Genomic DNA, 12,147 nt, shown 5'->3' with positions numbered 1-12,147 from the left:
TTTACCTATTGCATATATCAACACACATTTAAAACAGAGCCTTAAATAAAAAACTTAAAAACTAAGTTTACATAAGCAACGTATAATAGTATACTAATGTATATACACTAAAAGGGGGATTTATAATGAATAATAAAATTAAACAAATGGTTTATGCAGCATTATTAACTGCATTAGCGATAATAATACCTATACAATTTGGATTCTTAAAGATAGTAATGCCACCATTTACTGCTACATTAGCTTCTCATGTACCAATGATGCTAGCAATGCTTATATCGCCAGCGGTATCTATAGTAGTAGGGATTGGTTCAACACTAGGTTTTTTAATGTCAGGTATGCCAATGGTAGTAGTATTTAGAGCAGCAACACATATACTTGTAGGATATGTTGGAGCTAAAATTATTATGAAAAGTAAAAATTATAAAAAAGCTACAATGATTACAGCACCTGTTCACGGTATAGCAGAAATGATAGTTGTAATCCCATTTATAGGACTTGATCCTTTTCAATTATTAATAGTTACAGCAGTAGGAACTATTATACATCACTTTATCGATGGAGCAATTGCGTATTCATTAGCAAAAGCTATGTCAAAAGCAAGAAGGACAGACATATATCATGTTTTTGGGGAGTTTTTTGAGTATAAAGATATAAAAGCAAAAATTTAAAACATAATAAGCAATAAAGAGGTATTCTAAAAAGTTTTAGAATACCTATTTATTCTAGATTTAACGTTTTCACTTTACTTATATATATATAAAAACTCTGTTAAAACAAGCCAATGTTTTTATAATTTACTAAATATACTATATTATTATGATTAATATTTGGATATAATTGATATGTTAAGTTATTTTTATAAGAGGTAAAGTATGAAAAATGAATTATTATATGAAGAAGAAGTATTAGAAGAAAAAAGAAGTTTAATTTTAGAAGAATTAAATGAAAAAAGAATTAATAGAGAAAAAGTAAATGCAAAGATTAGATATTTATCTAAAGAGTCCAAGGGAAGTTATAATGAAGAAAAGGAAACGACTGAAAAGATATATGGTGTATTACAAAAAGATATAGATGGATATGAAGAAGCACTTGAAACACCGTATTTTGGTAGAGTTGATTTTGCAGAAAAATTTGGATTTGAAGAAAATATATATATTGGAAAGAAAGGAATTACTAATAATATAAGAGGTGAAGAAGTTGTAGTAGATTGGAGAGCACCTATAGCTGATTTATATTATAGTGGAACTGGTGGAGAAGCATACTACAAAGCTCCAGCAGGATTAATTGAAGGAAAACTGTTACTTAAAAGAAAGTTTTTATTTGATGAGGGAAAAATTAAAGATATATTTGATGATTCATTAAATGAATTAATGATAAATGGAGAAGAAGGAACAGAACTAGTAGATGAATTTTTAAAAATTAATCTTGAAGAGAGTAGAGGGAAAAAGTTAAAAGAAGTTGTTTCTACTATACAAAAGGAACAAAATGAAATCATAAGATGGCCTAAGAATTTTCCAATAATAGTTCAGGGCTCAGCAGGATCTGGAAAAACCACAATAGCTCTTCATAGATTAGCATATCTTATTTACAGATATAAAGACAGTATGAACGGAGACGATATATTAGTATTAGCACCAAATAAATTATTTTTAGACTATATATCCGAAACATTGCCTAATTTAGGTGCGGAAGAAGTGCAACAAAACACATTTGAAGAACTTGTAAAATCTAAATTTAAGCTTAAAGGAAAAATTTATAGTAAGGATGATAAGCTTAGAGCCATAATGGAAGAAGATGATGATAATAAAAGAAATTTTATAATAAGATCTGCATGTTTTAAAGGCTCTATTGAATTTAAAAATATGATAGATAAATATATTGCATTAGTAGATAGTAGTACAAGAGAGATAGAAGATATAACTATAGATGGATATATTATTTTTGAAAAAAAAGAAATAGTTAAATTATATTTAAAAGATTTAAAATCTTATGCTATAAATAAAAGAAAAGACGAAATTAAGAGATATTTATCTTTGAAAATAAAAGAAAAAATAGAGGTTTTATTGTATTCAATTGATTTTAGATGGGAAAGTAAAATAAAAAATATAAAAAATACTTGTGAAGATTTGGTTGAAAGAAGAAGGCTATTAGTAGAAGAATATGATAAGAGAGATGAAATTAAAAATCATATATTAAAAAATTATAAGAAACAATTTAATGAGTATTTTAAAAATTGGAAAGGTATAGGCGTTAGTGATATATATTATAAATTTTTTACTGACGATCTTTTTGATTTTATAGGACCAGAAGATATTTCTAATGAATTATTAGATTTTATGAAAGCGGATTTTTTAATTAATCATGAAAATAAGATTATTGATGAAGATGATTTAGCACCTCTTTTGTATATAAGAAATTTATTAGAAGGAATTGATGAAAAAGAAAAGTTTAAACATATAGTTGTAGATGAAGCACAAGATTATAGTCCATTTCAAATACATTTAATAAATTCATTTTCTAAAGGTAACTCATTGACTCTAGTTGGTGACTTAGCTCAAGGAATTTATTATTATAAAGGGTTGAAATGTTGGGAAGACATAACTAAAGACTTGTTTAAAGATAAAGCAACTTATGTTCAATTAACTCAAAGCTATAGATCCACAGTAGAAATAATTGATTTTGCAAAGCATACTTTGAAGGCTCAAAAGTTAGGTCTTAAAGATGCAAAAGCTGTATTAAGACATGGAGAAGAGCCAAAAATTATTAAATTTGATGAAAGTGAAAAAAATATTTACAAAATTATAGATAAAATAATTGAAAAAATCAGAGAATTAGGTAAAATTAGTATAGCTATAATAACTAAAGACTCTAAGCAAGCACAAAAAGTAGAAAAGATTTTAAAGAATAACAGTGCATATAAATTTCAACGTATAAAAGGAAAAGAAACTTGCTTTTTAGAGGATAATGTTATAATACCATCTTACTTAACTAAAGGATTAGAATTTGACTGTACAATTATATATAATCCAAGTAAGGAAAATTATCAAAATAATATATTAGATCAAAGACTATTATATGTTATGTTAACTAGAGCGTTACATTATGAATATATTTTAAAGCTTGATTCATTAACTCATTTAATTGAGGAAAATAATTAAAAAAGTATATTCATTAAAAATAAAAGTGCATATAATAATAGCAACTATGGAAGCTTGTTATATGTTATAAACTTATATATTTTATAAAAAAATTAAGAGGTGAACAAAATGGAAGAAAAAGAGATAATGTCTTTTAAAGATGAAACTGGAAATAAGGTTGATTTTGAAGCAATAGCTAGAATTTATTTAGATAAAATAGAATATCTATTACTATCACCAGTTGATGATTCATCAGAAGATGCTAATATTTTTGCATTTAGAGTAGATACAGATAAGGATGGTAAGGAAGAGTTAAATATTGTTGAAGATGATAAAGAATTTGAAGCAATAAAAAAAGAATATAAAAAATTATTATATTAGGAGAGGATAGTAAATGAAAAGTTCTGAGATAATAGATTATTTAGAAAAAAACGGATTATCTGAAATTGAAGAAATAGGTCAAACTGATGAATATGCACTAATTAAATTCTTTTATGATTTTGATAAAGAAGAAATAGATGCAGCTGAAAATTATGCCAATGAAGAATGTGATTTTGATGACGAGAGTGATGAGTGGTACAATGATTTTTATATGCCTTACTTAAAAGATATTGCTATGGATAATATAGAAAGCATAATAGAAGATTCTATGGAAGATTTAGATGTTGAAGGAAAGTATAGGCAAGTAGAAAATGAGACTAGAAATTTGGGATACGTAAAGTTTATAGCAGCATTCGCTAAATGTGATAGTGAAGTAGATTTAGACGAAGTTTTAAATGATTATAATGATTAAAAAAAATAAATAATAGTATAATAATTCTATTGAATTAAAACGAAGTTATGATATAATAAAAGTGTAGTTTTCCTAAGATGTTCGCATAGCTTATTATATTCAACCTACATGACATTTTCGGGATTTGTGACATACTTATGTCTGTCAGGCTTCTCTAAATTAATTTACAGAAGAAGACAAAATTAAGTTGAACTTAACCCACCTGCGAGGCGCAGGTATGAATATGTAAGTAAACGGCATGTTGGGAGCTATTGTTTATGAATTAAAACACCTCATTATGAGGTGTTTTTTTATTCTTTAGTAAATTATAAAAATCTTAAATCTGTGGATAATTTCTAGAATACTATGTTTTAAAGGTGTAGTGAGTACCCCTAAAGAATAAAAAATAATCATATGTAAAAAATGTAAAATTCAATTATAGATAATTTAAAGTATAGATTAATTTATAAATAAAGAGTGAATTTAATAATAATAAGTCATTGATTACTAGATTGGAATTAATATTCTAAATACTAAATATCAATGACTTATTAATTTAATATAAAAGTTAATTATTAAAGAGAGTAATAATAATTTTTATAGTTAAATTAAGCAATTGCTAATCTAACCATATCTAATTTATATTTTTGGTGTTTATGTTGTAGAGAGAGTATTTTTTGATATTTTGCAATATGCTTGTCTAAATTTTTAGATAAAACAATCATTAAAGTGTTTCTTGGATTAAACCAAACTAATAAGAAATTAAGCAATTTTTTTCTAATGATAATTTTTCTTTTTAATTTTAGCAAATCTTTAATTTTCAATTATATCACCTCTTATATTATTTATTATTAAACTAATAACACATGTATACTTTCTTAAGCAGTAAATTGAATTTTAGGTCAATTAAGTAATTTATGTAAATTAATTATAAACAAAATGTAGCCTTTTGTAAAAAGATTTCGCTATACAATTACCGACATTAATTACCAAGAAAATGAGGTTTAAATACACAATATTACAAAAATAGAAATAAAGTACAAAAAAAGAAATAAATTCAAGAAAAAAATTATCTTAAAAATTTACAGAAAAAACTAAAAAATGTATATTTTCAAAGCAATTTATAATGATCAGTATAATAAATATGTTTAAAATTACACAATAAAATAAAAAATAATGTCGTAAGTTTTTTTGTTGATTATATTTTTAAAAATAGGTAAAATTAGTGATATAGAAAGAGAAAGGATGTATTTTAAAGTGAAGATTGAAAATATGAAAATAGAAGAAGTAATAGAACAAATTAATTTATTATATAAGAAAAGTAAAGAGGCAAGTTTAACAGAAGAAGAGAAGGAGTTACAACAAAAATTAAGAAAAAGATACATAGATAATGTAAAGAAAAACTTTAGAGCTCAATTAGATGGTATAGAACTGAAAAATAAATAAAAGGAATGATGGAGAGTGGCGGTTTCGGTTAAAAGATTGATAAATGATTTTGATTTAGAAGTATTAGTTGAAGGAAATGAAGATATAAAAATCGAAGTAAATGATGTAAATAGACCAGGCTTACAATTAGCAGGATTTTATAACTACTTTGCTCCAGAAAGAATACAAATTATAGGTAAAGCTGAATGGAGCTTCTTACAAGATATGCAAATTGAAGTAAGAAAGAAAAGAGTTAAAAAATATTTAAGCTTTAATATAACTTGTTTAATAATAAGTAGAGGTTTAGAGCCACATGAAGAATTTATTAAAGAAGCAAGAAAGAATAATATATGGGTATTAAGAAGTAAGTCTGTAACAACAAAACTTATAAGTAAAATAACACTATATCTAGCAGATAAATTAGCTCCAGAAACTAGATTACATGGGGTATTAGTTGATGTTTCAGGAATTGGAATATTAATAACTGGAGAAAGTGGTATAGGAAAAAGTGAAACAGCCTTAGAACTTATAAAAAGAGGTCATAGATTAATCACTGATGATGCTGTTGATATTAGAGAAAGTGATGGAACATTGATAGGAAGTTCACCTAAGATAACAATTGGTATGTTAGAAGTAAGAGGAATAGGAATTATTGATGTTACTCAACTTTATGGATTAAGTTCTGTATTAGAAGAAAAAGAAATAAAACTAATAATGCATTTTGAACACTGGAAAGATGACAATGATTATGATAGATTAGGAATAGACAATCAATATATGGACATATTAGGAATCCCTGTCAAAAAGTTAACTGTACCAGTTAGACCAGGAAGAAATATTGCTGTAATAATAGAGGCAGCAGCAGTTAACTACAGATATTCATTGATGTCTAAAGTATCTCCTGTTGATATAATAGAAAATAGAATGAGTTCAGTAAGTGATGAAGCTTAAAATTTAAACTAAGTTTATTTAAATATATGATAAGTTTTCTTTAAAGTAAAATTTATCAAAAGAGAGAAGAGAGGATTAAATATGAAATCAGAAAAAAACAACAAGAATGTATGGAATAAGTATGAGGAAAAGGGAGTAAAAGAAATCTTTGATTTTTGTGATGGTTACAAAAATTTCATGTCTATATGTAAGACTGAAAGAGAATGTGTAAAAGAAGTTATTAAGATGGCAGAAAGTAACGGTTATAAAAACATAGATGATATAATAAAAAATGGAGAAACTTTAAAAGCTGGAGATAAAGTATATGCTAATAATAAAGGAAAAACTATTGCTTTATTTATTATTGGTAAAGAATCTATGGAAAAGGGACTTAAAATTTTAGGCGCTCATATTGATTCACCTAGATTAGATGCAAAGCAAAATCCACTTTATGAAGATAATGAAATGGTATTATTAGATACTCATTATTATGGTGGAATTAAGAAATATCAATGGGTTACATTACCTTTAGCTCTACATGGAGTGGTAGTAAAAAAAGATGGTTCAATAATTGATATTTGTATTGGTGAAGACGAAAATGATCCAGTTGTTGGAGTATCAGATTTATTAGTACATTTATCTGGAGATCAATTACTTAAAAAAGGAAATAAAGTAGTTGAAGGAGAAGATTTAAATGTATTAGTTGGTAGTATGCCTTTAAAAGGTGAAGAAAAAGACAGTGTTAAAGCTAATATATTAAAAATATTAAAAGAAAAATATGATTTTGAAGAAGAAGACTTTTTATCGGCTGAAATTGAAATAGTTCCAGCAGGAAAAGCAAGAGATTATGGTTTAGATAGAAGTATGGTTATGGCTTATGGTCATGATGATAGAGTATGTTCATATACTTCATTAATGGCTATGTTTGATATTGATGAATGCGATAAGACTTGTTGTTGCCTTTTAGTTGATAAAGAAGAAGTAGGAAGCATAGGGGCAACAGGAATGCAATCTAAATTCTTTGAAAATATAGTTGCTGAAGTTCTTGATAAAGTTGAAGGATTCTCTGATATTAAATTAAGAAGATGTCTTAGCAATTCTAAGATGTTATCTTCTGATGTAAGTGCAGCATTTGATCCAAATTATCCATCAGTAATGGAAAAGAAAAATTCAGCATTCTTTGGTAGAGGTATGGTATTTAATAAATACACTGGTGCTAGAGGAAAATCAGGATGTAATGATGCAAATGCAGAATATATGGCTGAGCTTAGAAGAATAATGGAAAAGCACGATGTTTCTATTCAAACAGCAGAACTTGGAAAAGTTGATGCTGGTGGTGGTGGAACTATCGCATACATTTTAGCTCAATATAATATGGAAGTTATAGATTGTGGAGTAGCACTTTTAAATATGCATGCACCATGGGAATTAGCAAGTAAAGCAGATATATATGAAACTATGAGAGGTTACAGAGCCTTTTTAATAGAAGCATAGAAATAAAAATAGTATAGTTCATATAAAGAGATAGTAATTTTTTGATAAATTTTTAATGGTTTAATTATATAAGGAACTATTCATAATGCTTAAAATGCAATATGAGTAGTTCCTTTTCTGTTTTATTAATTAAGTAATAATTATTTTATATTCAAAGCACTTAAAAAGTTTTCTAAGTAAATTGAAGGCATAGTCATGCTTCCAATATCACCATGTTTTTTGTCATCTTTTAAATTACCATGAAAATCAGAACCACAAGAAATTAATAAGTTATTTTCTATAGCTATGTTTATGAATTTCTCTTCTTCTTCTTTTGTATTTTGAAAATAAAATGCTTCCAATCCATCTAAATTCATTTTTAAAAACTCATCAATTTTGGAATTGCTTATAAGTTTTGGATGAGCTAAAAACACTAATGCATTATATGATTTTAAAAGGCATATACCATCTTTAGTGGATAATTTTAGAGTAGGAACATAAGCTTTACAATCTTTGCCTATAAAGTTTTGGAAGATATATTCGTTATCGTATGGATAACCTGCATTTATTATTGCTCTAGCAATATGAGGTCTAGCTATAGTATCTTTTCCATTAGATAATACGTCATCAAAATTAATTATTATGTTAAATTCAGTTTTAAGTTTTTTAATAATTTCTTTAGCTCTTATAATTCTATGATTTTTAATTTTATTAAGTTCGTTTATTAGTTCAGAATTATTGTAATTATTATCTTTAAAAAATCCAAGTAAGTGAATGCTTTCATTATTATACTGAGTAGATAATTCTATTCCAGGAATAATTTTAACATCTAATTCGTTACCGCATTTTATTCCAGCATCCAATCCTGATAAAGTATCATGATCTGTAATTGCTAAGTAAGAAACAGAATTTTGTTTAGCTCGTTTTACCACTTCAACAGGAGATAATAATCCATCTGAACATGAAGTATGTACATGGAAATCTATTTTATACATATATATAAACTCCTTTCTGTTATATAATTTTAAATTAATTATTTTTATTCTTTAAAAAATTATAAAAACTACATTAACTAGTCTGTACTAAAATATAATTAGAATTAACAATATAATACGATTAATATAAGAATACTATACAATAATTATGAAGATTTTGAAATCATTTTTATAAAATAAGAGGATATTCCAAATTAAAGTTGTTATTTTGAAATATCCATTTATTTTATTTTTCAATAGGCTTAGACTCAGTATGAATGCAGAAATTAAATAAATTATATCCAATAGGTAGATTTTCCATTGATACTATATCTTCTGTATAATTACCATCCCAAGGTGATAAAGTTATAAGATTTGAATTAAAGACTTTTATTAAAAAAATATTATCCTTAAATATTACTTTAATTCTAAAAGGTTCTCTTTCATTAATTGCATCAGAAGTTTCTAAATAATTATCAGTAATTAAACTATTTAAAAAGTTTTCTACTATAAGTTTTTCATCATCAGTAACTTTAATTTCTTTATATAAATTTTTATCAAATACATAAAGTGAAAACTCTTCATTATTTAATACTTTTTTTGTAAGCTGTTCAGTATAATAATGATTATTAGGTTTTTTAGAAAAATTTATGTATTTAGCATTTGATAAACTACAGCCCATCATAATTGTGGTATTTAATAAAATTAGTAAGATAACAATAAATTTTTTCAATGAATAAACCTCCTAAAAATTACTTTTATTTAATAAATTTATTCAAATTAATCATGTTTAGAACTCCAGTTTTTATATTATGAAATTTAAATTAAGGACATATTTTAGTAGAGTGTTGATATATGTATAAGCAAAGCTGTATGGAGTAATTAAATGTAATTTTAAATAAAATAAATTTATTATTGTGATATTTATAATTTTAATGAGTATGAATTATACAAAGAGATAATAATTTAAAGGAGGATATATGCATATTATTGCTACAGTAGGACCTAACATAATGGATAAGAAAGTATTAAAAGATATATTTTATAGCGGGGCAAATTCATTAAGATTTAATTTTTCACATGGTAGTAGTAACGAGTTTTTAGAATATATTGAAATGGCAAAGGCAATAAAAGAAGATGTAGTTATAATATTAGATTTATGTGGAAGCAAAATAAGAGTGTCTAATAAACTTTGTGGTGTATACAAAATATATGACGAGGAAAAAGTTTATTTTTGTGGCGAAGATAAATATAAAAAAGTAAATCAAAAACTAAAAAATAATGATAAAATAGTTCCTTTGAATATAAATAATAATATTTTAATGGAAAATAAGTATGATGAAATAAGTATTAAAGACAATACTATGATATTTAATATATTAGGAGAAGAAGAGGGCTTTTTAAAGGCAATTACTGTAAGAGGTGGAGTTGTAAGAGCTGGCAAAGGATGCAATATAAAGGGTTTTGATAGAAGTAAAATAAAGCTTAACTTAAAAGATAAAGAGGATATCAAATTTGGAATAGAACATAAAGTAGATATAATATGTCAATCCTTTGTTGAAAGTGATGATTGCATAGATGAAATAATAGAATTTGTAAATTTAAATAAAAAAGAAAAGTATAATCCTAAAATATGGGCTAAAATTGAAACTTTAGAGGGAATAAAAAATATAGATAAGATAATAGCTAAAGTAGATGGAATTATGATAGGAAGGGGTGATTTAATAGCTGAAACTTCCATAGAAGATACACCTATATATGAAGAATTTATAATAAAGAGAGTAAAAGAATATACTAATAAGGAAATTATAATAGCGACACACATTTTAGATAATATGAAAAGTGGAAAAATGCCATGTGTAAGTGAAGTGGAAAGTATATATAATTTTATTAAAAATGGAGTTGATGGTTTTTTATTAGCAGGAGAAACTTCTATTGGTAGAGCACCTATAAAAACAGTTAAATTTTTAAAAGACCTAGTAGAAAAGTATCATGGATAAAAAAATATGTAATATATTAAAAGATGGATTAATGTCTATAACATGGATAATTATAATGATAGTTACTTTTCAATTATTGAAAATGGTTTATAAAATGTTTGTTTTAAAATAAATAATTTAGAGTGTAAGATAAACAATTTTGTTTGTTAATAGAATTGTTTATCTTTTTATGTGTGAATTTAATTATAATATAGTCTGCTATCAATTGTTTTTATAGTAAAGTATTAACGTTTATTTAAGAAACAATCTAAGTCTTGTATTACTAGACTATATTTATGGATTAATCCTAATTCGAGTGTATTTTTTAAAATATCTTCATTTTTATATAAAGTAAGTTTAGATAAATTATCTTTACAACAACAAGCACAACTTAAAATTAAAAATTCAATTTTAGGTTTAATAATTTTAATTAGCTCTGTGTAAGTAAAATTATTTTCATTATATAAAAAATTTATAGGGTTAAATTTATTTTTGTTCATGTCATCTTTTAAATCATCTAATGCATCTATAAGATAAATCCATTTACCAAGAGAGTATCCTAGTGTATATAGTGTATTTCTTAAATTATAAGAATCGTCTTTTAAAGTATAGGGATAGTCTTTAAAAATATGTCCTACTAATGTACTAAATGGATCACATATTTCATCTATAGAGTTAAAGTTCTTATTTTTTTCTAAGGAACTTAAAGTATTAAGGTTTGTTTTAATTTTTGTATTAATGGAACTTATTGATTTTGGAAATTTATTTTTATATTGTAATAGAAAAAAAGCTTCTAATTTGCTTTTTAATGAACAGTCATCTTCAGAATCATCTAATAATTTGTAATAATTTAAAGATATATTCATAAATGAAGCATAAGATAAAGATTTATTATCAAACAAAATAGTTCTTTTATAAACAGGATGAAATAAGCATCTAAATTCATTTATATTTATACTATTATCATTTAATGAATCAAATAATATTGCTAGAAATGTCATATCATAATTTAATGTTATTCTAGGAATATTCCCAAAATTTTTTTTGATTTCATGACAGAGTCCGCAATAATAAGATTTAAAAATGTTAAAGTCTTTTACTTTTAATTCATTTTTTAATGGAGTAACATAACCAAACAAAAAAATGCTCCTTAATAAATTAATATAAGTTTATTATATCACTATTGTAATAAATTTCCATAAAAATAATTGTTATTAAATAAAATTAATCTGTGTTTTGGCACAGTGTTAATATATAAGTAAAGCAAAGCAATTAAAGATAAATGGAATACAAAAAATTTCATTTATTTTATTTTTTTTATAAAAAACTCTTTACAAGTAATAATTACTATTATATAATAATAACTGTAGAAGAGATACAACAAAAGAAAAATAAATAGATTAAATATAAAAAATTAAAGAGTGTGTATAAATTAAAGAAAACAGGGGGAATTA

General features: G+C 24.7%; 12 protein-coding genes and 1 other RNA gene. 9 read left to right on the top strand and 4 right to left on the bottom strand.

Annotation, left to right across the window (positions count from 1 at the left end):
* Nucleotides 1-125 precede the first annotated feature (125 nt).
* From NG918_RS06410 to ssrS, 5 genes are all read left to right on the top strand, one after another.
* Complete coding sequence (locus tag NG918_RS06410; RefSeq protein WP_252225401.1) at nucleotides 126-671, top strand: ECF transporter S component; 546 nt, start codon at nucleotides 126-128, stop codon at nucleotides 669-671.
* A gap of 204 nt (nucleotides 672-875) precedes the next feature.
* Complete coding sequence (gene helD / locus NG918_RS06405; protein ID WP_252213709.1) at nucleotides 876-3,161, top strand: RNA polymerase recycling motor HelD; 2,286 nt, start codon at nucleotides 876-878, stop codon at nucleotides 3,159-3,161.
* A 108-nt stretch (nucleotides 3,162-3,269) separates the two neighbouring features.
* Nucleotides 3,270-3,521 (top strand): DUF1292 domain-containing protein, encoded by a 252-nt coding sequence (locus tag NG918_RS06400; protein WP_252213707.1) that lies wholly within the window; start codon nucleotides 3,270-3,272, stop codon nucleotides 3,519-3,521.
* A gap of 13 nt (nucleotides 3,522-3,534) precedes the next feature.
* Nucleotides 3,535-3,933, top strand: coding sequence for a hypothetical protein (locus NG918_RS06395; RefSeq protein WP_252213706.1), 399 nt, complete (start codon nucleotides 3,535-3,537; stop codon nucleotides 3,931-3,933).
* A gap of 66 nt (nucleotides 3,934-3,999) precedes the next feature.
* Nucleotides 4,000-4,185: non-coding RNA, 6S RNA (gene ssrS / locus NG918_RS06390), on the top strand.
* A 335-nt stretch (nucleotides 4,186-4,520) separates the two neighbouring features.
* Here the strand turns inward: ssrS and NG918_RS06385 are convergent.
* Nucleotides 4,521-4,736, bottom strand: a complete 216-nt coding sequence (locus NG918_RS06385; RefSeq protein WP_252213704.1) for a hypothetical protein — start codon at nucleotides 4,734-4,736, stop codon at nucleotides 4,521-4,523.
* A gap of 433 nt (nucleotides 4,737-5,169) precedes the next feature.
* Here NG918_RS06385 and NG918_RS06380 point away from each other — a divergent pair, with 433 nt between their 5' ends.
* The 3 genes from NG918_RS06380 (at nucleotide 5,170) to NG918_RS06370 (ending at nucleotide 7,761) form a co-directional block, all read left to right on the top strand.
* Nucleotides 5,170-5,358, top strand: a complete 189-nt coding sequence (locus NG918_RS06380) for a DUF896 domain-containing protein (RefSeq protein WP_252213702.1) — start codon at nucleotides 5,170-5,172, stop codon at nucleotides 5,356-5,358.
* A 15-nt stretch (nucleotides 5,359-5,373) separates the two neighbouring features.
* Nucleotides 5,374-6,288: an HPr(Ser) kinase/phosphatase gene (gene hprK, locus NG918_RS06375; RefSeq protein WP_252213700.1), complete on the top strand. Its 915-nt coding sequence runs from the start codon at nucleotides 5,374-5,376 to the stop codon at nucleotides 6,286-6,288.
* Nucleotides 6,289-6,369: 81 nt separating this feature from the next.
* Nucleotides 6,370-7,761 (top strand): aminopeptidase, encoded by a 1,392-nt coding sequence (locus tag NG918_RS06370; protein WP_252213698.1) that lies wholly within the window; start codon nucleotides 6,370-6,372, stop codon nucleotides 7,759-7,761.
* Between the two features lie 140 nt (nucleotides 7,762-7,901).
* Here the strand turns inward: NG918_RS06370 and NG918_RS06365 are convergent, their stop codons facing one another.
* Both NG918_RS06365 and NG918_RS06360 read right to left on the bottom strand, forming a co-directional pair.
* Nucleotides 7,902-8,735, bottom strand: a complete 834-nt coding sequence (locus tag NG918_RS06365) for a PHP domain-containing protein (protein WP_252225396.1) — start codon at nucleotides 8,733-8,735, stop codon at nucleotides 7,902-7,904.
* A 226-nt stretch (nucleotides 8,736-8,961) separates the two neighbouring features.
* The gene (locus NG918_RS06360; protein ID WP_252213694.1) at nucleotides 8,962-9,447 is read right to left on the bottom strand and encodes a DUF4883 family protein; all 486 of its coding nucleotides are present in this window, start codon (nucleotides 9,445-9,447) and stop codon (nucleotides 8,962-8,964) included.
* Between the two features lie 247 nt (nucleotides 9,448-9,694).
* Between NG918_RS06360 and NG918_RS06355 the strand changes: the two genes are divergently transcribed.
* Nucleotides 9,695-10,714 carry a pyruvate kinase gene (locus tag NG918_RS06355; RefSeq protein ID WP_252213692.1) on the top strand — a complete coding sequence of 340 codons (1,020 nt, stop codon included), beginning with the start codon at nucleotides 9,695-9,697 and terminating at the stop codon, nucleotides 10,712-10,714.
* A 224-nt stretch (nucleotides 10,715-10,938) separates the two neighbouring features.
* Here NG918_RS06355 and NG918_RS06350 read toward each other — a convergent pair whose 3' ends face one another.
* The gene (locus NG918_RS06350) at nucleotides 10,939-11,832 is read right to left on the bottom strand and encodes a DUF5685 family protein (protein WP_252225393.1); all 894 of its coding nucleotides are present in this window, start codon (nucleotides 11,830-11,832) and stop codon (nucleotides 10,939-10,941) included.
* Between the last annotated feature and the right edge of the window lie 315 nt (nucleotides 11,833-12,147).

Origin of the sequence: Clostridium sp. ZBS2, assembly GCF_023845855.1 — a bacterium.
GTDB lineage: Bacteria > Bacillota > Clostridia > Clostridiales > Clostridiaceae > Clostridium > Clostridium aquiflavi.
Note: the sequence above shows the minus strand (reverse complement) of the source record. Positions and strands in the feature narration are given on the sequence as shown.

What these genes read in the sequence shown, in the direction of transcription:
- NG918_RS06410 (WP_252225401.1), top strand. Translation starts at nt 126, where the DNA reads ATGAATAATAAAATTAAACAAATGGTTTATGCAGCATTATTAACTGCA.
- helD (WP_252213709.1), top strand. Translation starts at nt 876, where the DNA reads ATGAAAAATGAATTATTATATGAAGAAGAAGTATTAGAAGAAAAAAGA.
- NG918_RS06400 (WP_252213707.1), top strand. Translation starts at nt 3,270, where the DNA reads ATGGAAGAAAAAGAGATAATGTCTTTTAAAGATGAAACTGGAAATAAG.
- NG918_RS06395 (WP_252213706.1), top strand. Translation starts at nt 3,535, where the DNA reads ATGAAAAGTTCTGAGATAATAGATTATTTAGAAAAAAACGGATTATCT.
- NG918_RS06370 (WP_252213698.1), top strand. Translation starts at nt 6,370, where the DNA reads ATGAAATCAGAAAAAAACAACAAGAATGTATGGAATAAGTATGAGGAA.
- NG918_RS06365 (WP_252225396.1), bottom strand. Translation starts at nt 8,735, where the DNA reads ATGTATAAAATAGATTTCCATGTACATACTTCATGTTCAGATGGATTA.
- NG918_RS06355 (WP_252213692.1), top strand. Translation starts at nt 9,695, where the DNA reads ATGCATATTATTGCTACAGTAGGACCTAACATAATGGATAAGAAAGTA.